This is a genomic window from Caulobacter sp. GW822-FHT01G02, assembly GCF_058802865.1.
In genome coordinates this window covers 278,508-301,708 of the sequence record NZ_JBXAON010000001.1, presented here as the reverse complement: position 1 = coordinate 301,708, position 23,201 = coordinate 278,508, and the positions used below count along the sequence as shown (strand labels likewise).

General features: G+C 69.2%; 19 protein-coding genes. 14 read left to right on the top strand and 5 right to left on the bottom strand.

The features are described from left to right. Positions 1 to 65 precede the first annotated feature (65 nt). From AC1RNC_RS01355 to AC1RNC_RS01345, 3 genes are read left to right on the top strand one after another with little or no spacing between them, the layout of a single operon-like run. The gene (locus AC1RNC_RS01355; RefSeq protein ID WP_492883076.1) at positions 66 to 719 is read left to right on the top strand and encodes a phosphoribosylanthranilate isomerase; all 654 of its coding nucleotides are present in this window, start codon (positions 66 to 68) and stop codon (positions 717 to 719) included. After that, a complete protein-coding gene (locus tag AC1RNC_RS01350; protein ID WP_492883074.1) occupies positions 716 to 1,630 on the top strand; it encodes a nucleoside hydrolase in 915 nt (304 codons plus the stop codon). Before AC1RNC_RS01355 ends, AC1RNC_RS01350 begins: the two co-directional genes overlap by 4 nt. Positions 1,631 to 1,679: 49 nt before the next feature. Next, positions 1,680 to 2,162: a nuclear transport factor 2 family protein gene (locus tag AC1RNC_RS01345; RefSeq protein WP_492883072.1), complete on the top strand. Its 483-nt coding sequence runs from the start codon at positions 1,680 to 1,682 to the stop codon at positions 2,160 to 2,162. 90 nt (positions 2,163 to 2,252) lie between these two features. Here the strand turns inward: AC1RNC_RS01345 and AC1RNC_RS01340 are convergent, their stop codons facing one another. Beyond that, a complete protein-coding gene (locus AC1RNC_RS01340) occupies positions 2,253 to 5,312 on the bottom strand; it encodes a TonB-dependent receptor domain-containing protein (protein WP_492883070.1) in 3,060 nt (1,019 codons plus the stop codon). A gap of 156 nt (positions 5,313 to 5,468) precedes the next feature. Between AC1RNC_RS01340 and AC1RNC_RS01335 the strand changes: the two genes are divergently transcribed. Further along, on the top strand, positions 5,469 to 6,875 hold the full coding sequence (locus AC1RNC_RS01335; protein ID WP_492883068.1) for a glycoside hydrolase family 28 protein: 1,407 nt from the start codon (positions 5,469 to 5,471) through the stop codon (positions 6,873 to 6,875). Here the strand turns inward: AC1RNC_RS01335 and AC1RNC_RS01330 are convergent. Continuing rightward, on the bottom strand, positions 6,856 to 8,490 hold the full coding sequence (locus AC1RNC_RS01330) for a glycoside hydrolase family 43 protein (protein ID WP_492883066.1): 1,635 nt from the start codon (positions 8,488 to 8,490) through the stop codon (positions 6,856 to 6,858). The genes AC1RNC_RS01335 and AC1RNC_RS01330 overlap by 20 nt on opposite strands. Positions 8,491 to 8,500: 10 nt before the next feature. Then, entirely contained in the window at positions 8,501 to 10,084 is a 1,584-nt protein-coding gene (locus AC1RNC_RS01325) for a rhamnogalacturonidase (RefSeq protein ID WP_492883065.1), read from the bottom strand. Between the two features lie 185 nt (positions 10,085 to 10,269). Between AC1RNC_RS01325 and AC1RNC_RS01320 the strand changes: the two genes are divergently transcribed. The 10 genes from AC1RNC_RS01320 (at position 10,270) to AC1RNC_RS01275 (ending at position 22,215) form a co-directional block, all read left to right on the top strand. Beyond that, entirely contained in the window at positions 10,270 to 11,307 is a 1,038-nt protein-coding gene (locus tag AC1RNC_RS01320; RefSeq protein WP_492883064.1) for a LacI family DNA-binding transcriptional regulator, read from the top strand. A gap of 193 nt (positions 11,308 to 11,500) precedes the next feature. Then, entirely contained in the window at positions 11,501 to 13,189 is a 1,689-nt protein-coding gene (locus tag AC1RNC_RS01315) for a class I adenylate-forming enzyme family protein (protein WP_492883062.1), read from the top strand. A gap of 76 nt (positions 13,190 to 13,265) precedes the next feature. Beyond that, a complete protein-coding gene (locus AC1RNC_RS01310) occupies positions 13,266 to 14,210 on the top strand; it encodes a winged helix-turn-helix transcriptional regulator (protein ID WP_492883060.1) in 945 nt (314 codons plus the stop codon). 76 nt (positions 14,211 to 14,286) lie between these two features. Continuing rightward, complete coding sequence (locus AC1RNC_RS01305; RefSeq protein WP_492883058.1) at positions 14,287 to 15,351, top strand: NAD(P)H-dependent amine dehydrogenase family protein; 1,065 nt, start codon at positions 14,287 to 14,289, stop codon at positions 15,349 to 15,351. Between the two features lie 57 nt (positions 15,352 to 15,408). Continuing rightward, positions 15,409 to 16,293, top strand: a complete 885-nt coding sequence (locus tag AC1RNC_RS01300) for an SDR family NAD(P)-dependent oxidoreductase (protein ID WP_492883056.1) — start codon at positions 15,409 to 15,411, stop codon at positions 16,291 to 16,293. A 48-nt stretch (positions 16,294 to 16,341) separates the two neighbouring features. After that, a complete protein-coding gene (locus AC1RNC_RS01295) occupies positions 16,342 to 17,562 on the top strand; it encodes an acetyl-CoA acetyltransferase (RefSeq protein WP_492883054.1) in 1,221 nt (406 codons plus the stop codon). A gap of 2 nt (positions 17,563 to 17,564) precedes the next feature. Beyond that, on the top strand, positions 17,565 to 19,349 hold the full coding sequence (locus AC1RNC_RS01290; protein ID WP_492883052.1) for an AMP-binding protein: 1,785 nt from the start codon (positions 17,565 to 17,567) through the stop codon (positions 19,347 to 19,349). A 93-nt stretch (positions 19,350 to 19,442) separates the two neighbouring features. Continuing rightward, entirely contained in the window at positions 19,443 to 20,252 is an 810-nt protein-coding gene (locus AC1RNC_RS01285) for a DUF1295 domain-containing protein (RefSeq protein WP_492883051.1), read from the top strand. Next, positions 20,222 to 21,196, top strand: a complete 975-nt coding sequence (locus AC1RNC_RS01280; RefSeq protein WP_492883049.1) for an NAD(P)H-dependent flavin oxidoreductase — start codon at positions 20,222 to 20,224, stop codon at positions 21,194 to 21,196. Before AC1RNC_RS01285 ends, AC1RNC_RS01280 begins: the two co-directional genes overlap by 31 nt. A 59-nt stretch (positions 21,197 to 21,255) precedes the next feature. Further along, entirely contained in the window at positions 21,256 to 22,215 is a 960-nt protein-coding gene (locus AC1RNC_RS01275; RefSeq protein WP_492883047.1) for a winged helix-turn-helix transcriptional regulator, read from the top strand. On the opposite strand, the gene AC1RNC_RS01270 is transcribed toward AC1RNC_RS01275, so the two are convergent. Together AC1RNC_RS01270 and AC1RNC_RS01265 are read right to left on the bottom strand one after the other, a co-directional pair. Further along, a complete protein-coding gene (locus tag AC1RNC_RS01270) occupies positions 22,212 to 22,727 on the bottom strand; it encodes a nuclear transport factor 2 family protein (RefSeq protein WP_492883045.1) in 516 nt (171 codons plus the stop codon). The genes AC1RNC_RS01275 and AC1RNC_RS01270 overlap by 4 nt on opposite strands. Further along, a complete protein-coding gene (locus AC1RNC_RS01265) occupies positions 22,724 to 23,155 on the bottom strand; it encodes a nuclear transport factor 2 family protein (protein WP_492883043.1) in 432 nt (143 codons plus the stop codon). Before AC1RNC_RS01265 ends, AC1RNC_RS01270 begins: the two co-directional genes overlap by 4 nt. Positions 23,156 to 23,201 lie beyond the last annotated feature (46 nt).

The following is a 23,201-nucleotide window of genomic DNA, read 5'->3' as shown; positions in this document are numbered from 1 at the left end:
TCAGCGGCTTGACTGAAACGTTTCACTAGATAGTTTGCAAGGACATTCTGACCTTCGGATCCCCCATGCAGCCGCCCAGTTTCATCGCGTTCACCGGCGTCGACCGCCTCGAGCTACTGCCGGGCCTCAAGGCGCTGTCGGCCCGCTATCCGATCGAGTGGGGGGTGCTGGTCGATCCGGCCCAGGAGGACACCGCCCTCTTCCCGCCCGCCGCGATCCGCGACGCCCTGCTGGCCGCGCGCGACCTGCGCTGGGCTGCTCACGTTTGTGGCGACGCGGCCAAGGCCATCGCGGCGGATCCGCTGAGCGCGCCCCTGCCCCCGGCCGGCGTCCAGCGGGTGCAGGTCAATCACAGCTTCAAGGGCAGCACCCCGGCCCAGGTCGCCGCCGCCCGCGACTATGGCCGCCGCTTGGGCGTGCGGACCGTGCTGCAATGCTCGGCCGCCTTCCCGCTGAACCAGACCGGCGTCGACTGGCTGTACGACGTCTCGTTCGGCACCGGCGCGCGGCCCGACCGTTGGCCCGCGCCGCCGCCGGCCGAGGGGCCGTTCTGCGGCTATTCCGGCGGCATAGGTCCCGACACCGTGACCGAGATCCTGGCTCGCATCGCCGCGCCCGAGGGCTCCCTCTACTGGATCGACATGGAGTCCGGCGTGCGCACCGACGGAGCCTTCGATCTGTCCAAATGCGAGGCCGTCTGCCGCGCGGTCTACGGATGACCACCGCGCCGAGGCTGGTGATCCTCGACACCGATCCGGGCGTCGACGACGCCCTGGCCCTGCTCTACATGCGCGCGCGGCCGGACCTGCGATTGCTGGCGATCACCACCGTGTTCGGCAACGCGGATATCGAGACCACGACCCGGAACGCCTTGTGGCTGCGTCAGCGCCTGGGCCTCGAAGCGCCGATCCACAAGGGCGCGGCGAAACCCCTGAACCGTCCGCGCGGCCCCTCCCCCGTCCACGTCCACGGCGAGAACGGCCTGGGCGACATCGACCTGTCCGGCCCCGTCCCGCCGCCAGCCGATCCTGGCGCGGCGCATCAGAAGATCGTCGACCTCGTCCGCGCCCTTCCCGGCCAGGTGACGATCGTCGCCATCGGTCCGCTGACCAACCTGGCCCTGGCCCTGCGCGCCGCGCCCGACATCGCCGGCCTGGTCGCCGAGGTCGTGATCATGGGCGGCGCCTTTGCGCGGGGAAACGTCACCCCGTTCGCCGAGGCCAACATCCACAACGACCCGGAGGCCGCCGCCGAGGTGCTGGCCGCGCCGTGGTCCGTCACCCTGGTTCCGCTGGATGCGACCCTGCCCTGCGTGCTGACCGACGCCGCCGCCCGGGACATGGCCAAGACCGCCGAGACGGGCCGCTTCGTCCACGACCTCACGCGAGGCTACGCGGCCGCCTACGCCCGCCACGAAGGTCTGGACGGCTGCGTGCTGCACGACGTCGCGGCCCTGGTCCGCCTGACCGACCCTGAACTGTTCAACGTCCGTTCGGCGCCGGTCTCGGTGATCCTGGACGGCGAACGTCTGGGCCAGACGGTCTGGTCCGAGCGAGGCCCGAGCCGCCAGGTCTGCCTGGACGCCGACGGCCCGGAGCTCGCGCGGCGTTTCCAACAGACGCTAGCCTAGATCCGAGGATCCGGTTTAGCTGGCGGACACGTCCCTATCGGAGCCGCCGATGCCGCTGCTTGCCCTGCTCGCCGCCCTGGCCCTGTCGCCCGCCGTCGAGGTCCCCGCTCAGCCGGCCTTGACCCAGGCGATCGCGGCGCGGGACACCGCCCTGTTCGACGTGATGTTCGCCGGGTGCGATCCGGCCGCCCTGACGGCCTTGGTCACGGACGACATGGAATTCTACCACGACAAGGGCGGGCTGATGGCCCACGACGCCTTCATCGCCGACTACGCCAAGAGCTGCGCGGCCAAGCGCGCGCCGGACGCCTGGCGATCGCGCCGCGAACTGGTGGCCGGAACGATGAAGGTCTACGCCATTCCTGGCTTCGGGGCGGTCGAGGAAGGCGCGCACGTCTTCTACGAGCGCAAGGGCGATGGCCCCGAGCGGCTGGCCGGCAAGGCGCGGTTCTCGATCCTGTGGAAGCTGGGGGCCGACGGCCAATGGCGCATGGCGCGGACCTTCAGCATCGACCACGCGGCCGTTCCATAAAAAAGGCCGGCGCTTTCGCACCGGCCACGAGGGGAGGCAGTTCGAGCCTGGCGACAGGGGTAAGGACCCGCCGCCAAGCCTTAAGTCCGACTAGAACCGCGCGGTCACGCTGGCGTAGACCACCCGGCCCTCGACGTCATAGGTCGCCGAGAACGTGTTGTTGGAGGGGGCCGACGAGCCGACGATCGGCGGGTTCTTGTCGAACAGGTTGCGGACGCCCGCGGTCACCGAGAGGTCCTTGGTCACGTCATAGGCGCCGGTCAGGTCGAAGTAGCTCTGCGCCTTGATCACCGGAGTGGTCAGCGTCGCCTTGTCCGGGAACGCCGCGCCGAGGCGCTTGGGCAGCAGGTAGGTGTCGACCGTCACCTCGCCGATATAGCGATGGCGCAGGCTGAGCGTCGCCGGGCCCGAACGCCAGCTGATGCGCGAAGCGCCCTTCCAGCGCGGGATCGGCTGGCCGCAGGTCGGGCCGAACGAACCGACGCAGTAGTTCTTGGTCGCCGGCAGCGCCTGGACCGGCGTGGCGGTGAACTCGTCGGTGTAGGTCAGGTTGGTGCCAATATCGAACCGGCTGTCGCCGAACGGGCCCCAGGCCAGGTTGAAGCGGTAGTTGGCGTTGATGTCGACGCCCGAGGTCTTCAGCCCGCCGGTGTTGCCGTTGGTGGTGGTGACGTAGCCCGGCGCGGCGATCTGGCCGGTCAGGGGATCGCGGGTGATCGCCTTGCAGAACGCGCTGCTGGCGTCCTGGATCGTGTTGTAGCAAAGGCTCAGCGTGTTCGCGATGCCGCCGCCCAGGGGCGCGATGGCGCCGTCCAGGTTGATCTTGAAGTAGTCGACGCTGAGCGCCAGGCCGGGCGCGAAGCGCGGCTGCAGCACGATGCCGAAGGTCGTGGTGTCCGACTTTTCAGGACCGACATTGGGATTGCCGCCCGAGACCTGGCTGATGAAGGTGTTGGGCTGCACCGCCAGGCTGAAGACCGAGGCGGCCGGCACGCCGGTGGCGACGCAGATGGCGCGCACCGCGGCGGTCTGCTGGGCCGTCGGCTGACGGCTCGAGCAGGGGTCGACCGCCGAGGGGCCGCTGGTGGTGTTGCCGCCGAACAGCTCGCCCACGTTCGGCGCGCGGATGGCGTGCTGGAACTGGCCGCGGAGGGTGACGTCGGAGATCGGCGCGTACTCGCCGCCCACCGAATAGGTCCAGACGCCGCCGACGCCGGCCAGGTCGTAGTCGGAATAGCGGAAGGCGCCGTTGACGCTGGCGCGTTCGCCCAGCGGCGAATCCTTCAGCAGCGGCACGCGGACTTCGCCATAGACTTCCTTCACCGACTCCGAGCCTTGGGTCGGCTGCGCGGCGTTGAAGCCGGAGACGTCGCCGGAGGCCAGGAAGCTGTCGGGCACGAACCGCGCCGAGGCCTTGCGGTATTCGGCGCCGGTGCTGAAGTCGATCGGACCGGCCCAGGTGTCGAACAGCTCGCCGGCCAGGCTGGCGGCCAGGACCTGCTGCGAGGATTCGGTGTAGTTGGTCGACGCCACCGCGATCGAGCTAATGCCCTGCGGCGACAGGTTGGCGCCGAAGATGTTGAGCAGCGGCGCGGCGCCGTTGACCGACAGCAGGCCGGCCTGGACCTTGCTCAGCGAGATGGCCCCGCCGGAGGTGCTGGTGTCGGTGGTGCGCGTGTAGGTGTAGTAGGCGTCGTACTTCAGGTTTCTCAGATAGCTGTCCGAGACGCTGCCGAGGTCGCCGCGCAGGCCGATCGCCGACCGGAAGGCCGAGCGGTCGGAGGTATTGGTGCGATTGCCGATCTCCGGGACGCGCCGGTTGATGTTCAGGATCGCCAGGCCGTCGCCCGCCGTCGTGGTCAGGGACGACGTGCCGTTGGTCGCCCGAACTGTGCCGACCTCAAGCTGGTCGAGCTGGCGCAGAACGTCCTGAAGCTGCGGCGTCAGATAGGGGTTGTTGACGTTCAGCAGGAAATTGCCGCCAAAGCCGCTGGGCGCCAACTGCATCGAGACGCGGTTGTTGCTGTAGTTGGCCTCGGCATAGCCGGTGACGTGCGCGTTGAACTCGTAGTGGCCGGACATGTTGGCCAGCCAGCGGCGCTGCGGGATGACGATGTAGTTGGCCGGGGCCAGATCGTAGTCATCGCCCGGCGTCGTGGCCGGTCGGGCCACCTTGCCGGCGTTGTCGAAGGTGAAGCCCCGCGAACCCAGGCCGCTCAGGCCCGCGGCCGCCAGGGCAGCGGTCAGCGAAGAGCTCGAAGGCGAGCCGACCGTGACGAAGCGACCGTTCGGAATGGTGCCGCTGCCGCCGAAGATCAGGCCCGGACGGCCACCGGCCGTCAGACAGGTCTGACCGGCCGGAATGGCCATGGGCGTCCCAGGCCGCGTGTCGCTGTAGCTGGCGGCGGTGACGCAGCCGTCGGCCATGGTGGGCATGGCCCAGCCGCCGCGATCGGCGCGCGAATAGCCCCCACGATCCAGGTAGTTCAGCGCCACGACGACATTGCCGCGATCGTCGGCGAAGTTCGTGCCGAACGTCAGGTCGGCCGTGTAGGTCTTGGTCTTGGTGTGGGTGTCCTGGCGGGCCTCGGCGGTCATCTCCACGCCCTGGAAGTCGTCCTTCATGATGAAGTTGACGACGCCGGTGATCGCGTCCGAACCGTAGACGGCCGACGAACCGCCGGTGACCGTCTCGACGCGCTTGATCAGCGCGGCCGGGATCGTGTTGATGTCGGTGGTCTGGTCAGGCCCGGTGATCGTGAAGCGGCGGCCGTTGACCAGCACGAGGTTCCGCTGCGCGCCGAAGCCGCGAAGGTTCAGCGTCGCCGTGCCGCCCGGCACGGTGTTGGCCGTCGGGCCGTTGTTTTGCGAGCCCAGGAACTGCGGCGTGTCGTTCAGCAGCGTCTCGACGTTCTGCGTGCCCGACAGGCCGATCTCCTCCGAACCGATCACCGTGACCGGGGTCGGGGCCTTGAACCCGCGCGCCGACAGGCGCGAGCCCGTGACGACCACTTCGGTGACGGTTTGGTCTTCGGCCGGAGCCGGCGTCTGCGTCTGCGCGATTGCCAGCGCTGGCACAAAAAGGGCGGCGGCCAGCGCCAGCGCGGTTTCGCAGCCCATGAATAGACGTTGTTTGTGGTTGGCGCTCATCGTCCCCTCCCGAAGGTACCGCTATCATCTGCGGCCGTTTTCAAGACGCTAAAGAGAAATTCCGATATGTGCAATAGCTGTCCACAAAATGATACGACTGCGATAGTCGAAGCGGCGAGGCGCTGAAGCGTCCGCATGGTGGCTTAGGAGGCGGTTTTGACGGTTCTGGATCTATCCCGACGCGCTGTGCTGATGGCGGCCCTGGCCGCGCCCGGCCTCGCCGAAGCGGCCGACGACTGGGCCAAGGCCCGCGCCATCCAGCGATCCGTCCACTTACCGGTATTCCCCTCGCGAGTCTGGAACATCGTGGCGGCCGGCGCGATCGAGGACGATGTCGAGGCGACCAGCGCGGCGATCGCCAAGGCCATCGCGGCCTGTGCCGCGGCCGGCGGCGGACGCGTGCTCGTGCCGGCGGGCCGCTGGCCGACCGGCGCCGTCCGCCTGCGCAGCCGCGTCGAGCTGCATCTCGCCAAGGGCGCGACCCTGGTCTTCAGCACCGACCCGGCCCGCTATCCCATCGTCGCCACGCGCTGGGAGGGGGTAGAGCTGATGAACTACTCGCCCCTCGTCTTCGCCGACGGCGAGCACGACGTGGCGATCACCGGGCGCGGCGTGCTGGACGGCCAGGGGCCGGCCTGGTGGCCGTGGAGCAGCGGGCCGCAATTCGGCTGGCGCGCCGGCATGCCCAACCAGCGCAAGGCCCGCGAAGCCCTCTTCGACATGGCCGAGCGCGGCGTGCCGGTGGCCCAGCGCGTCTTCGGCGAGGGCTCGTACCTGCGGCCGATGATGGTGCAGTTCCAGAACTGCGCGAACGTGCTGGTCGAGGGCGTGACCCTGCGCGATGCGCCGTGCTGGACGCTGCATCCGGTGCTGTGTCGCAATGTGACCGTCCGCGACGTCACGGTGATCGGCCACGGCCCCAACACCGACGGCTGCGACCCGGAGTCCGTCGACGGCATGGTGATCGAGCGCAGCACCTTCGACTGCGGCGACGACTGCATCGCCATCAAGTCGGGCCGCAACGCCGACGGCCGTCGCCTGGCCAAGCCGACCCGCAACATCCTGATCCAGGACTGCGTGATGAAGGATGGTCACGGCGGGGTGGTGATCGGCAGCGAGGTGTCAGGCGGGGTCGAGAACATCTTCGTCCAGCGCTGCCACATGGACAGCGAGGGCCTGTGGTACGCCCTGCGCTTCAAGAACAACGCCATGCGCGGCGGCGTCATCCAGGATATCTACGCCCGCGACATCACCGTCGGCCGCGTGGCCCGGGCGGCGATCATCTGCGACTTCAACTACGAAGAAGGCGCGCGCGGCGGCTTCACGCCCGTGCTGCGCAAGGTCCGGATCGAGCGGATGCGAGCCAGCGCCGCCGCCCAGGTCGTCGACCTGCAGGGCCTGCCCGGCGCGCCGCTGGGCGACATCGTGCTCAGCGACTGCCGCTTCGACGGGGTCACCAAGGCCAGCGTCGTGACGCACACCCACGGGCTTAGGCTGGAACGCGTCACGGTCAACGGCCGGCGCGTCCCCTCGCCCGCCCTGCTCAGCGCGCCACCGACCTGACGTCGACCCAGTCAAAGTCGGCCACGCCCGGCTCTACCTGGGCCGGATCGCCATAGCTGAACAGCGCCGGCCGCGCGCCTTTCCACCAGCTGAAGCGCGGCAGGATCCCACCGCCCATGTCGACGAAGGTCCGCCCGCCGTCGCGGCTGTAGCTGTAGTGCGCCGCCTGATCGGCCAGGGCCACGCGCAGGTCGACCGGACCGGCCGGCAGCGCCGGCCCCAGGGTGTCGATACCTCGCAACGAGAAGACGATGCGGTTCCGGCCGTCCTTGCGGATCACGCCGATGGCGCCGATCCCCGCGCCGAACATGGCCAGGCCCGCCCGCTGTCCCTCGACCAGCCCCCTGGCGTCGAGGCGCGCGGTGATGATCGCCGAACGGCTCTGCAGTGACTGGGTCAGGGTGTTGCGGGCGCTGACCAGATTGACCGCCGGCCCGCCCGTCAGGCGCAGGAAGCCGGGCCGCGCCGTCAGGCTCCAGCGCCGGTCGTCGGGATTGTGGTTCCACTCCCACTGCGGTCCCAGCCTGGCGGTGGAGAAGCCATCCGACGTTTGCGGCGAGACAACCGGGAAGCGTCGGCCGACATCGGGCATGGCGTGCGTGGCGACGGGTTGGCCGCCGTGCGCATCGGGTCCGGCGCCGGGGATCGGCTCGCCGATGAACGGCCAGTCGTCCTTCCAGACCAGCGGCTGCAGGTGGACGATGCGGCCATAGGCGCCAGCGCTGTTGAAGTGGATGAACCAGCCCTGGCCGGAGGGCGTCTCGACCCAGCCGCCCTGGTGCGGGCCCCTCAGGCCGCTCTTGCCCGGGACCAGCACTTCGCGGTGCTCGTAGGGCCCCCAGATCGACCTGGACCGCATCACGGCCTGCGGCCCGGTCTCGACCCCGCCGATCGGCGCGAAGATGTAGTACCAGCCGTTGCGCTTGTAGAGCTTCGGCCCCTCCAGCACCGGCAGGGCCTTGGCGTCCTCGACGATGACCTTGCCCTCGTCGAGCACCGACTGGCCGTCCGGGGCCATGCGATGCAGCACCAGGGGCCCCGCGCCGACCTTGCCGTGGACGAGATAGGCCTGGCCGTCGTCGTCCCAGAAGGGGCACGGATCCTCGAGGCCCGGCCCCGCGACCACCGCCACGGGTTCGGTCCATGGGCCGTCGACCTTGGTCGCCGTCGACATGAAGATCCCCTCATAGGGGGTGGCGAAATAGACGTAGAACTTGCCGTCGTGGTGGCGAATCGACGGCGCCCAGACCCCGCCGGCATAGCGCTGGCCAGAGGTGCGCAGGTCGCGCGGCATCCGCGCGCCGGCGTCGTTGGTCGGCACGGGTCCCGGCAGATCGTATTCCGGCGCGAACGGCAGCTTGGGCAGGACGTGGCCGGCGATCGTCCAGTGGACCAGGTCCTTGGACGTCAGGATCGGCACGCCCGGCGAGAAGTGGAAGCTGGACGCCACGAGGTAGTAGGTGTCGCCCACGCGGATCACGTCGGGGTCGGAATAGTCGGCCGGCAGGATCGGGTTGCGATAGACCGCCGCCGCCGATGGCTTCGGCGCGGCGAGCGCCGGCCCGGCCAGGACCAGAGCCGTCGCCGCCAATAGTCCCAGCCGTTTCAAGCGCATCACAAAGTCCTCAGAACGATTGGGTCGTCGTCTCGTCGATCCGGCGATCGGGCAGCCAGCGACTGCCGAACGACCGGAAGCCGGTCACCTGGTCGAGCAGGAAGCTGGGCCCCTTGGGCAGGCGCAGCCGGAAGAGGTCGATCTCCTCGACATCGTTCAGCCAGAAGGCCGGACGCGCGTCCGCCGCCTCGGTGACGATCTCGACATTGCTCATCTCGATATTGCGGGCGTGGCGGATGAAGAAGCCGCTGGCCGGCAGGTCGCCGAACATGTCCGGGTCGGGATAGGCCTTGTCGGCCTCGGGCGGACGCCGCTTGGCCAGCTCTGCCGAACCGCCGCCCATGGAGTGGAAGTAGACGTCGCTGATCTTGACGTCCTCGACCGGGTGACCGGCCACGCCGGCGATGATCGACGGCTGCGGCGTGGCGCCATGGCTGACGATGTTCTGGATGGTGATCCGCCGCAGCTTGCCCACCGGAACGCCGGCCGGACCGCGCATCCGGCTGCCCAGGCGCAGGAACAGCGGCGGGAAGCCCAGGCCGCGCATGGTGATGTTGCTGATGGCGATGTCTTCGGTCAGCGCCCCGTCCATCGTCTCCAACGCGATGCCGTAGCAGTGGTCGAACACACAGTTGGTGATGGTGACGTTCTTGAAGCCGCCGTTCGACTCCGTGCCCAGCTTGATGCGGCCATAGCCGTGGAAGCCGGGCGGCATCTTCTTCCAGGTCCCGTCGATCACCGAGCCCATCTCGTAATTGCCGGTCAGGAGGCAGTCGGAGATCGTCAGGTTCTCGGTGGGACGGGCATAGCCCAGGGCGAACGAGCTCTTGGGACAGATGCCGTCGTCCCACGGCGAGTTGATCGTGCAGTTGGTGACGCGGACATTGCGGCAGCAGTCGATGTCCAGACCGTCGCGGTTGGTGTCGACGATCAGATTGTCGATCGTCATGTTGTCGACGCCGGTGGCCAGCAGCGCGAACCAGCCGCCCTGCAGGATCTTGAAGTCGCGCAGCAGCACGTTGCGGCAGTTCTTGAGAGCGATGGCCTTGTCGCCGACGCCGGGGCCGGAGATGTCCGGCGGATCGTCGGGGAAACGGTGGCCGCGGGTCAGGCCCTTGCCCCAGATCAGGCCCGTCCCGACGATGGACACGTCGTGCAGCCCCTCGCCGAAGATCAGGCTGTTGTTCCAGTGGCTGTGGCCATAGTCCTGAAAGGCGTTGCCCGCCCCGGGACCAGGATCATCATAGCCGTTGGGCGCGACGCCATTGGGCGCGGCGGCCAGGATCACGGCGCCCTCGCCCAGGTGCAGGGTGATGTTGCTCTTCAGGCGCAGGGTGTAGCAGGCGTAGGTCCCGGGCGGGAAATGCACCACGCCGCCGCCCAGCGACGCCACGTGATCGATGGCCTTGTTGATGGCCCGCGAATCGATCGTCGCCCCGTCGCCGACGGCGCCGAAATCGCGGACGCTGAACAGATGCGGCGCGGGTCCTCGCGCGGGGCCGGCCGGCGTCGCGGCGCTGGCGGCATGGGGTGGAACCAGTGCGGCGCCGCCGAGCATGGCCCCCAGCATCAGCCCTCGTCGATCCATCGTCATCACGCCCTCCCACTTGCCCGTTCGTCGGGTCTGGCGGGAGACAAGCAAGCCGATCGCGATGGTGTCAACGACATTTTGTTACCGGTAGCATCGACAATGCCAGCGTTGGCGCCCTATCGTGCCAGCGCTAGCCATGGCAGTTCGCGATCCATAATCGCGGCGCCGAAAGGCCGTGGGGGAAACTGATGAGGATCGATCCGGCCGCGAGCATGGCTGTGACCATCGACGACGTCGCCAGAGCGGCGGGCGTCTCGATCCGGACCGTATCGCGCGTGCTCAACGACTCGCCCAAGGTCGGCGACGAGACCCGCCTGGCCGTGCAGGCGATCATCAAGGATCTCGGCTACAGCCCCAGCTCACGGGCCCGCGCCCTGGCCTCGGGCCGCTCGTACCTGATCGCCGTGGTGCAGGACGATCCCAACGCCCACGTGATCGGCGTCCTGCAGCGCGGCATCGTCGAGGTCTGCTCGCAGCACGGCTATGAGCTGGTCGTCCACCCGGTGCGCTTCAGCGACCCGGACGTGGCCCTGGACATCGAGCGTTTTGTGCATAGCTCGCGGGTCGATGGCCTGATCGTTCTGCCACCCACGTCCGAGATCGCGGCTATTCCCGAACGGCTGTCGGCGCTGGGCGTGCCCGCGGTCGGCATCGCCTCGATCGAGACGCCGCACTATCCCAGCATGCTGATCAGCCAGGAGCGCGCGGCCACCGGCGAAATGGCCCGCCACCTTCTCGACCTGGGCCACCGGCGTATCGCCATGATCGAAGGCCCGCCGCATTTCCGCTCGGCGCAGGAGCGCAAGGCCGGCTTCCTCGCGGCCCTGACCGCCTCGGGCCTGCCGCTGGAGGTGGAGCTGCGTCCGGGCGACTACGGCTTCGAGAGCGGCCTGGCCGCCGCCGAGTCGCTGCTCGCGCTGGAGCGCCCGCCCACCGCGATCTTCGCCTGCAACGACACCATGGCCGCGGCGGTCGTCAAGACTGCGCGCGAGGCTGGCGTATCGATGCCCGACCAGCTCTCGGTCGCGGGCTTCGACGACGCGGACCTGGCCTCGATGATCTCGCCCAGCCTGACGACGATACGCCGTCCGCTGCGTGACATGGCCAAGACCGCGACCGAGCACCTCCTGATGATGATCAACGAGCGTAGAGCGACCATGCCGCCCAAGTCCGTGGGTCTGAGCCTGATCGTTCGACGATCGACCGCGCCTGTCCGCGCCGTTTGAAAGTTCGGCCGACCCGGTCGCTTCCGCGACGGCCATGCTCTCCGCCCCTTCGCATCAAAAGGCCTGCGTCGCACCGCGAGGGCCTTGCGTACGTCGTCGGCTCGAGGCAAGTTACTTGCATAACAATACGAACATGACCTGAGAGGCGGCGACGGCTCCAGGGCTGAAAGACCCGTCGCGCCAGGAGGAAGCCGTGCGTCCAAGCCCCCCCGAGCGTGTCGCGGAATATCGCCGCCTGGGCTGGTGGAGCGGACGCACCATCGACCAGCTGTTCTCCGAAGCCGTCCACGCCCGCCCAGACGCGGTCGCGCTGGTCGACGCCCCCAACCGCATGGCGCTCACCGGCTCCGAGCCCCAGAGCTTGACCTTCCGCGAGGCCAACGCCCGCGTCGACACACTGTGCCATGTGCTGGCGGGCCTGGGCGTGGGGCGTGGCGACATCGTCTCCACCCAGTTGCCCAACATCGTCGAGGGCGTGCTCTGCTTCCTGGCCTGCGCGCGGATCGGCGCGATCCTCAGCCCGCTGGCCATGACCTATCGCGCCCACGAGCTGCGCCAGATCCTGCCCAGCATCGATCCCAAGGTCGTGATCACACTCGACCGCTTCCACGGCTTCGACCATGGGGCGATGATCGCCGGCCTGCGGGCGGAAGGCGTGACGTCCGCCCAGCTCGTCACCCTGTCGGAAGGCTCGACCAGCGGCGCGCATAGCCTGACGGACCTTTCCGCCAAGGCTTCTCCGGAGCCTTTCGCTTCGCCCGCCGACCTCGACGCGGCCGAGGCCCTGACCATCTGCTGGACCTCGGGCACCGAGGCCATGCCCAAGGGCGTGCCGCGCCACCACGACCACTGGGTGGTCAATGGCGAGGCGCTGGTCGAGGCCGCCGGACTGCGGACGGGCGACGCCATCCTCAACCCCTTCCCGCTGATCAACATCGCCGCGATCGGCGGCATGGTGATGACCTGGCTGCTGTGTCAGGGCCGCCTGGTCCAGCACCACCCCTTCGACCTGCCGCTGTTCCTGCGACAGATGCAGGACGAGAAGATCGCCTACACCGTCGCGCCGCCGGCGGTGCTGACCATGCTGCTGCAGAACGAGGCGCTGCTGGCGAACCTGGACCTCTCCAACCTGCGCTGCATGGGCTCAGGCTCCGCGCCCCTGCCGCCATGGATGGTGCGCCGCTGGCAGGAACAGTACGGCGTGACGATCATGAACGTCTTCGGCTCGAACGAGGGCGCGTCCCTGTTCTCGACGGCGGCCGCCATTCCCGATCCCGAGCAGCGGGCCATGTACTTCCCCCGCTTCGGCGCGCCGGGCGTCGACTGGCCGGCCGAGTTCCCCGCCAAGATCCGCACCCGCCTGGTCGACCTGGCCACCGGCGAGGACATCGTCAAGCCCGGCCGCGAGGGCGAACTGCGGATCTCCGGCGCCATGACCTTCGACGGCTACTGGAACGCGCCGGACCTCACCAAGGCCGCCTTCGACGAGCAGGGCTTCTTCCGCACGGGCGACCTGTTCGAGATCGCGCCCGACACGGACGATCGCTTCTATCGCTTCGTCGGACGCAGCAAGGAGATCATCATCCGCGGCGGGCTGAATATCTCGCCGGCCGAACTGGATGGGCTGATCGAGAGCCACCCCGCCGTCCGTGAGGCCTGCTGCGCCGCCTATCCCGACGAGCGCCTGGGCGAACGCGTCTGCGCGGTCGTCGCCCTGCGGCCGGATCAGGCGCTGACGCTGGACGACCTCACCGCGCACCTGAAGTCGCGCGAGCTGGCCACCTTCAAGCTGCCGGAGAAGCTGCGCATCGTCGACGCCCTGCCCCGCAACGCCTTGGGCAAGGTGGTCCGGCGCGATCTCGCGGGCGTGGCGGCTACTTAAGCCCATTGGAGACTTGCATAACCGCACCTGTTCCGCGACGCTGATCAGCGATTAGTCACGGTCAGGACGCGGAGTAATGGGCGCGCCGAAATTCATCAGGACTTGCTCGATCTGGCGCGCGTTGGAGGTGGTCGGTGACACGGCGGTGCTGCTGATCCTCGAGGCCAACTGGATCGGCGCGCGACGCTTCGACGATCTGCGCGACCGCACCGGCCTGCTGCAATCCAAGCTCAGCGACCGCCTCAAGAAGCTGGTGGCCGCCGAGGTGCTGGAGAAGAGCGCCTATTCGACCCATCCGCCGCGCTACGAATACCGGATGACCCGCAAGGGCCTGGACCTCTACTGGCCGGCGCTGATGATGCTGCGCTGGGAGCGGCGCTGGTCGACCAACCCCGCCAAGCTGCGGCTGAACCTGCGCCACCGGACGTGCGGCCACCTGTTCGAGCCGGTCCCGACCTGCCTGAAATGCGGCGACGAGATCAATCCGCGCGAGGTCGACTGGGCCGAGGGGCCCGGCGTGGGCTGGATGGTCCCGCTCTACAGCCGCCGCCGCCAGCAGCGCGGCGCGGCCGAGGAGTCGTCCAGCCTGATGGTCGACGTCGCCCAGATCACCGGCGACCGCTGGGCCAGCCTGGTCCTGCGCTCGATCTTCACGGGGCTAAGGCGCTTCGACGAGATCCATCGCGACACCGCCATGGCGACCAACATCCTGTCCGAGCGCCTGGCCTGGCTGACCGCCCAGGGCGTGATCCGCGCCCACGAGCGGGCCGGCAAACGCTTCGAATACCGCCTGACCGAGAAGGGCCTCGACTACTACCCCGTCCTGCTGATGCTGCTGCAGTGGGGCGACAAGTACTACGTCTCACCCGAGGGGCCGCCGCTGATCCTGCGCCACAAGGTCGGCGGACATCTGCTGGAGCCGGCCGTGACCTGCTCGTGCTGCGGCCAGCCGGTCGAGCCGCACGACGTGTCGTTCGAGATCATCGAGGCCGAGCAGCGAGCGCCAGAAATCGCGCACTAAAGGCGTAGCCCTCGTGGATTTCATACTTTCATAACGAGACTTACCGGGTTAGGGTTCTCCTCGATAGGGAGGAGACATGACGTATCGCGTGATCCAGTGGGCGACGGGCGCCATGGGCAAGAGCTGCCTGCGGACGGTGATCGACCACCCGTCGACGGATCTCGTAGGCCTCTATGTCTATGGCGAGGCCAAGGCGGGCCGGGACGCCGGCGACATCGCCCAGCGCGGCGCGACGGGCGTGCTGGCCACCCGCGACATCGATGAGATCCTGGCGCTGGACGCCGACGTGGTGATCCACGCCGCCCGCCTGGCCCCGCCCTACGGCTCGCACGACGCCGAGATCCTGGCCCTGCTGGCCAGCGGCAAGAACGTCATCAGCATTAACGGCTACAGCGATCCCAGCCACTGGGGCGACGCACGCCTCGCGGCCCTGGAAGCGGCCTGCGCCAAGGGCGGCTCGACCCTGATGGGCGCGGGGCTGAACCCCGGCTTCGCGGCCGAACAGCTGGCGGCGGTCGCCAGCGGCGTCTGCTCCGAACTGGACACGATCGAGGTGATCGAGAGCGTCGACTGCCGCGCGGTGCGCAGTCCGGACTACGTCTTCGGCGTGCTGGGCTTCGGCCTGGATCCGGCGTCGATCAATCCGAACGATCCCGACTGGGGCCCCGCCTCGTCGCTGAACGGCATGTACGCCGAGGCGCTGTCGGCCCTGGCCAAGCGGCTGAACCTGACGCTGGAGCGGGTCGACACCGACCACCGCGTGTTCGGCGCTTCCCAGGACCTCTCGATCGCGGTGGGTACGATTGCGCAAGGAAGGATCAGCCATGTCAATTGGCGCTGGATCGGCCGTGCCGAAGGCGGCCGCGACCTGATCATCTCGATCCACTGGTTCATGGAGACGGCGCACCTGGAAGCGCAGCCCCTCCCCCTGTGGAGCGTGCGCCTGACCGGTCAGCCCAGCGTGCGCATGACCCTCGACATGGACAAGCGTCCCGGCGACCAGACCCCCACCTCGGCCGAGCAGTGGGCCGTCGCCGGCAGCGTGATCAACGCCATCCCCCACGTCGTGGCGGCCCCGCCGGGTGTCATGACCCGCCCCCTGGCCACCCCGTTCGACGGGAGCCTGGCGCGAAGAGCCTGAGACTGAACGAGAACCCACGTCGGCGGCACGATCGACGGGAAAACGAAGGAGGAAACGATGAGCCATCAGGACGGTCCGCACGCCGGTCGCGTCGTCATCGTCACCGGGGCCGGCAAGGGTCTCGGGCGCGCCTATGCGTTGGATCTGGCGCGCCAGGGCGCGGCGGTCGTCATCAACAATCGTTGGGCTCTGCGCGACGAGCCTTCCAGCGCCCAGCAGGTGGTCGAGGAGATCCAGACGCTCGGCGGCCGAGCGGTCGCCGACTTTGGCGAGGCCGAGAACCCCGAGACCGGGCGAGCCCTGGTCGACAAGGCGTTGGACGCCTTCGGTCGCCTCGACGCCGTCGTCTCGAACGCCGGCGTGCCCCAGACCTGCCGCCTGCACCGCCAGAGCCCCGAGGCCTTCCAGTCGATCTTCGACATCAACTTCCAGGGGGCGCTGAGCCTTGTGCAGGCCGCGTGGTCGGTGCTGTCGGAGACCGGCTCGGGCCGCATCGTGCTGAGCGCCTCGTCGGCGGGGCTCTATGGCGGCGACGGCATGGCGGCCTACGCGTCGTCGAAAGCGGCGCTGATCGGACTGGTCCGGGGCCTGGCGGTCGAGGGCCGTCCGCGCGGCCTGCGGATCAACGCCATCGCCCCCTACGCGGCCACCGCCATGACCACGCCGCACCTGAGCAGCGCCCTGACGCGGCGCATGGATCCCGCCGACGTGGCGCCGCTGGTGTCCTGGCTGGTCAGCGAGGCGTGCGACGTCTCGGGCCAGACCCTGGTCTCCGGCGGCGGACGCCTGCGCGCCGCCTATTCGGTGGAAGGCCCGCCGGTGGCGCTCGACGACGATATCGGCGCGGCGGTGGCGCGCGCCCTCACGGCCGAGCCGCGAGAAACCTACGGCGACGCCCACGCGGCGTTCGCCGCCTTCATGGACGAGCGGCCGACGGCCTGAACCAACGACAATCGGCGGCCCGCGAGCCGCCCCGGCGAGGAGACGAACATGGTCTACATACTTGGCGGCTGGCAGACCGATTTCGCCAGCAACTGGGCCCGGCGGGACATGGACCTGGCCGACGCCTTCAGCGAGGTCGTGGGCAACGGCCTCGATAGCGTCGGGCTGGATCCGAAGGACATCGAGACCGGACACGTCGGCAACTTCGTCGGCGAGCTGTTCGCCCGGCAGGGCCTGCTGGGCGGCTTCTTCGGCCTGGTGCATCCCGACTTCGACGGCCTGCCGACCGCGCGGCACGAGGCCGCCTGTGCTTCGGGCAGCGTCGCCATCCTGGCGGCCAGCGCCGAGATCGAGGCCGGCCGCTACGACCTGGCCTGCGTGGTCGGACTGGAGCAGATGCGCAATGTCGGCGGCCAGACGGCGGCCGAATATCTGGGCGCGGCCGCCTGGACCGGTCACGAGTTCGCCGACGCCACCTATGTCTGGCCCCGCGCCTTCTCGGACCTCGCCGAGGAATACGAGCGCCGCTACGGCCTGAAGTACGAGCACCTGATGCGGATCGCGGAGATCAACTTCGCCAACGCCAAGCGCAATCCCAACGCCCAGACCCGGCAGTGGGCCTTCAGCGACAAGAGCTTCACGGCCGACGACGAGGCCAATCCGGTGGTCGAGGGCCGCACGCGCAAGCAGGACTGCGGCCAGGTCACCGACGGCTCGGCCGTGATCTTCCTGGCCTCGGAGAAGCGCGCCGCCGAATACGCGGCCAAGCGCGGCGTCCCGCTGGAGAGCCTGCCCCGGATCAAGGGCTGGGGTCACCGCTCGGCGCCGATCTCCTACTCCGCCAAGGTCCGGGCCAGCGCCGACCAGCCGTATGTGTTCCCGCAGGTGCGCCGCGCCATCGAGGACGCCCGCCGCCGCGCCGGCGTCTCGGACCTCAGCCAGATCGACGTGGTCGAGACCCACGACTGCTTCACCACCACCGAATATATGGCCATCGACCATCTGGGCCTGACCGCGCCGGGCGAGGCCTGGAAGGCGATCGAGGCCGGCGACATCGAGATCGGCGGCCGCCTGCCGATCAACCCCTCGGGCGGGCTGATCGGCCTGGGCCACCCCGTCGGCGCTACCGGCGTGCGCATGGCGCTCGACGCCTTCAAGCAGGTGACGGGCCGCGCCGGCGACTACCAGGTCGAGGGCGCCAAGACCTGCCAGACCCTCAACATCGGCGGCTCGACCACCACGACCGTCAGCCTGGTCGTCGGAGTCTGACCATGGACCAAGCCGTGCTCGACAAGACGCTGGCGCCGTTCCGTCCGGCCGAACTGATGCCGGTCGACCTGGACGTGACGCACCGCGACGACGGCGCGATCCTGATCGCCTCGCGCATCCCGCTGGCGGCCTACAACGCCAACCTGCCCGCCGCCTTCGCCGAGCGCGCGGCGACGAGCGGCGACAAGGCCGCCCTGGCCTTCCGCGAGGGCGAGGCCTGGCGGTACGTCTCCTATGCCGACCTCAAGCGCGACATGGACGCGGCGACGCAGTGGCTGCTGGGCGCGCCTCCCGGGCCGGTGCTGATCCTGGCGCCGAACAGCGCCGCCTTCGCGGTGATGACCTTCGCCGCCCAGGCGGCGGGCCGGGCCGTCTGTCCGGTCAGCGTCACCTACGCCGCGCTGGGCGGGGACTTCGGCCGGCTGGCCCACGTCATCGCCAAGGTTCGCCCGGCCGTGATCTTCGCCGAGGACACCCGCGCCTGCGCGGCGGCGCTGGAGCATCTGGACCTGGGCGAGGCGGTGATCGTCACCACCAACCCTGACCAGCTCTCCAAGCCCTCGATCGCCTATGCCGACCTGCTGGCCGCGACGCCGACGCCGGCGGTGGCGGCCAGCATCGCGGCGCTGAAGCCCGACGACCGCGCCGCCCTGATGCTGACCTCCGGCTCGACCGGCCTGCCCAAGGTGGTGCCGATCACCTTCCGGAACCTGGCCGCCAACAGCATCCAATGCATGCAAACCATCGGCAAGGCGGCCGGCTGGGACAATGTCATGCTGGACTGGCTGCCCTGGCACCACGCCGCCGGCGCCTTCGTCCTGCGCGCAACCCTGCTGGAAGGCGGGACGCTGCATGTCGACGAGGGCAAGCCCGTGCCGGGCCTGTTCGACGCCTCGGTGCGGAACCTGCGCGACGTGTCGGTCCGCTACTTCAACAACGTGCCCCTGGGCTACGCCATGCTGGCCGACGCCCTGGAGCAGGACGCCGTGCTGCGGAAGACCTTCTTCAAGGACATGCGCCTGATGCTCTACGGCGGCGCCGGCCTGTCCCAGACGGTCTATGACCGCATCCAGGCCATGGCCGTGCGCGAGACCGGCCATCGGATCATGATGACCAGCGGCTACGGCATGACCGAAACCGTCTCGGCCTTCATGGTCATCCACTTCGAGACCGACAAGGTGGGCCTGGGCCTGCCCGCGCCGGGCTCGCTGGTGAAGCTGCAGCCCGTCGGCGACCGTTACGAGGTCCGGGTCAAGGGCCCCCAGGTCACGGCCGGCTATCTGGACGAGCCGGAGAAGACGGCGGCGGCCTTCGACGAGGAGGGCTTCTACCGCACCGGGGATCTGGCGCTGTTCCACGACCCCAGCGACCCCGCCCAAGGCCTGGTGTTCGCCGGCCGCGCGGCCGAGGAGTTCAAGCTGTCGAGCGGGACCTGGGTCTATGGCGGCGCCCTGCGCGACGGCCTGCTCAAGGCGCTGTCACCACATGTCACCGATCTGGTCCTGTGCGACGACGGTCGGCCTTATCTGGGCGTGATGCTGTGGGCCAAGCCCGGCGCGTCGCGCGCGCTTCTCGAGGAAGGCCTGGCGGTCTTCAACCGGAGCCAGTCCGGGGGCGCGGCCCGCGTGCGCCGGGCTCTGGTGCTGCGCGAGCCGCCCAGTCCCAACGCCCACGAGATCTCCGACAAGGGCACCATCAACCGCCGGGCGGTCATCGACCGTCGGGCCGCCGAGGTCGAGCGCCTGTTCGCGGACGATCCCGACGCCGAGGTGATGGTCGTTTCCTGACAAGGCGGCGGCGCGGGCCAGATGTCGCGCCGCCAATCACTTTCATAAAAAGATGCGAATGGCGCGCCGCGGCGCGCCGAACGGGGGAAGGCGATGCCTGACTATATTCTCATTCCGCTGGTGAACGCCGGCGTCATCCTCGCCGTGTTCGTGGCCGCCTGGGCCATCTGCGTGGCGATGCGCGACGTCACGCCCGTCGACAGCCTTTGGGGCCTGGGCATGGGCGTCGTCGCGGTCGCGACCTACCTGCAGACCGGCGGCGGCACGCAGCGGCGGATGGTCATGACCGGCCTCTGCGTCGCCTGGGCCCTGCGGCTGGGCGGCTACATGCTGTGGCGCTGGCGCGACCACGGCCCCGATGGCCGCTACGTGCGGATGCTGGCCAAGGCCAAGGAAGAGCGGGGCTGGGGCTTCGCCCATGCCGCCTTCCGCATGGTGTTCATGCTGCAGATGCCGCTGCTGTGGATGGTGTGCCTGCCCGTCCAGCTGGGCCAGATCGCCGACACGCCGACGCAGCTGGGCGTCCTGGGCATGGTCGGCGCGGGCCTGGCGGTGTTCGGCCTGCTGTTCGAGAGCCTGGCCGACTGGCAATTGGTGCGGTTCAAGAAGACCCCCGAAAACGCCGGCAAGGTGATGGACAAGGGCCTGTGGCGCTATACTCGCCACCCAAACTATTTCGGCGACGCCTGCGTCTGGTGGGGCCTATTCCTGATCGCGGCCGAGACGCAGCTAGGCCTGATCTCGGTCATCGGCCCGATCTGGCTGGTCTTCACCCTGACCCGCTGGAGCGGCGCGCCGACCGTCGAAGGCCGCATGCGTCGCCGCAAGCCCGACTACGAGGACTATATGCGCCGCACCTCGGGCTTCTTCCCATGGCCGCCCAAGCCGGCGAAGGCGGACTGAGCATGACGCTGCCCGCCAACCTCCTCGACCGCCTGAAAGTCCCGGCGATCGCCGCGCCGATGTTCCTGGTGTCCGGGACCGACATGGTGCTGGCCGCCTGCCGGGCCGGGATCATCGGCTCCTTCCCCGCCAACAACGCCCGCACCCTGGACGACCTCGACGCGTGGATGAACCTGATCGGCCGCGAGCTGCCGGCCGACGCGCCGCCGTGGGCGATCAACATCATGGTCCACCGCTCCTACGCCCGGAAGGACGAGGAGCTGGAGCTGGTGCTCAAGCACAGGCCGCCAATCGTGATCACCGCCCTGGGCGCGCCCACCGGCGTGGTCGACGCGATCCACGGCTATGGCGGTCTGGTCTTCGCCGACGTCAACTCGCTGACCCACGCCGAGAAGGCGGCGGCGGCCGGCGTCGACGGCCTGATCCTGGTGGCCTCGGGCGCGGGCGGGCATACCGGTCCGATCTCCGGCTTCGCCTTCGCGCCGGCCGTGCGCGAGATGTTCGACGGGACCGTCGTCCTGGGCGGCGGCATCGGCAGCGGCCGCGCGATCCTGGCGGCCCAGGCGTTGGGCGCGGACCTGGCCTATCTCGGCACCCGCCTGATTGCCTGCGCCGAGAGCATGGCCCAACCGGAATACAAGCAGATGCTGATCGAGTCGCGGGCCGAGGACATCGTCACCTCGGCGGCCCTGACCGGCATCCCGGCCAACTGGCTGCGCCAGAGCCTGCTGGCGGCCGGCTACGATCCCGCTTCACTGACCGGCCGCGCCGAGATCCAGCTGGGTCGCCCCGAGGACTCGGCCAAGCGCTGGCGCGACGTCTGGGCGGCGGGCCACGGCGTCGGCGAGGTCAAGGCGATCGAGCCGCTGGCCGCAATCGTCGAGTCCCTGGCCGCCGACTACGAACGCGCCCGCGCGACAGTGGGCGCCGGCCGGCGAGCTTGATAGAGAGGGCGGCGCGATGGCTATCGACCTTCCGCCGCCCTCGCCAGATACGGGACCTCATGGCCGAAGACAGTCCGCCGGAAACGATCTCCCCGCGCCCGCTGAACCAGTTGGTGCAGGCCAATTCGGCCACGCGGGCCCTGAACGTGGTGGGGGATCGCTGGACGCTGATGATCCTCTACCTGGCCTTCCAGCGGGTCCGGCGGTTCGACGATTTCCAGGCGCGCATCGGCCTGGCCCGCAGCTTGCTGACCGATCGCCTCAAGCGCCTGCAGGCGGCCGGCGTCATGGTCCGCACGCCCTATGCCGAGCGCCCCAACTGGTTCGAATACCGGCTGACCGAGATGGGCCGCGACCTCTATAGCGTCGCCCTGGCGATCATCGGCTGGGAGAAGCGCTGGTTCTATGACCCAGCCAATCCGGGCCACCGCCTGCGCCACAGCTGCGGAGCGGAGTTCACGCCGGTGCTGGCCTGCGGTCATTGCGGCGAGGCCCTGACGGTCCGCAACGTCATTGTCGAGCCAGGCCCCGGCGCGGGCTACGAGCCCTCGGCCCCGCCGCGCGCGCAGCGTCGGTCGATCGTCCCGTCGGAGGGGCTGAACAAGGGCAATCCGATGCTGGACCGCGCCTTCCAGGTGCTGGGCGACCGCTGGACCAGCCACGTCATCGCCTCGGCTTTCGCCGGCCGGCGGCGTTTCGGCGACTTCCAGGAAGCCCTGGCCATCGCCCCCAACATCCTGACCGACCGCCTGGGACGGCTGGTCGAGCTGGGCATCCTGCAACGCGTTCTCTATCAGACCCGGCCCGAACGCTGGGAGTATCGCCTGACCGACGAGGGCAAGGATCTGCACCCGTTGATCATCGAGCTGAACCGCTGGGGCGACCGCTGGCTGGCGACCGAGGCCGGACCGCCGACGGTCATGCGCCACCGGACCTGCGGCGCCGTGCTCGAGCCGCGCATGATCTGCGACCAGTGCGGGGGACCGGCCGACCTGACGACCGTCCTGCCGGCCGCCTAACGCGCGACGGGACGGCCGATCATTTCCTTGACCTCGGCCGAGAACGGCTCGCCGTTCTTCATCGCCAGGCTGAGGCGGCCGTCGAAATATTCGCGCCACTCGCAGACCTTGTCGCCCCGGAACTCCAGGCTGCCCGCATAGGGAATGGCGATGTGCTCGCCGGTGTGGAACCAGAACTCGTCGACGCCTTCCATGAACAGGCGATGGCCGTTCTCGGCGTGGTCGAAGATCCGCCAGTGGTTGGTCTTGATCTTGGACGCCATGGCCACCAGCACCTCGCGCATGGCCGCCTTGCCGCGGATCGCCGGGGCGAAGCCGCCCGAGTTGCGCCAGATAATGTCGTCGGTGACATGGACGAGCACGCCCTCGACGTCCTGACGACGCCAGGCGGCGATGATGGCTTCTAGGACCGGATAGAGACGGGCCATGCCAGCGCCCTCCGCTGAAGTGATGGGAAGAAGGGCCAGGGCCGCGCCCAGGCCCACGAGATCGCGTCGCGCCAGGCCGCTCATCCGACGGCCTCCCGACCGATCAGAGCATCGACCTGGGCGGTGAACGGCTCGCCGGCCTTCTGCTGGCCGATGACGCCGAGATCGACATAGTCGCGCCAGCCGGTGATCAGACCGTCGCGGAAGTCGAGCACGCCGGCATAGGGCACGGCCATGCGCTGGCCATCCGTGGTCCGGTAGTCGTCGACGCCCTCCAGGAACAGGCGGTCGGCCGTCTCGGCGTGGTTGAAGATCCGCCACTGGATGTCGTGCATGTCGCTCTGGAACTTGACCAGCAGCTTGCGCGCCGCCGCCTTGCCCTTGACCGGCGGCAAGGCCGGCGCGGCATAGTGCCAGACGATGTCGTCGGACATGTAGCTCAGCACCTTGTCGACATCCTTGGCCTGCCAGGCGGAGATGACTTCGGTCAAACGGGAGTACAGCGCGCCCATCGGCCCCTCGAAAAAGAAAGCGCCGGACGGCCCCAAAGGCCGCCGG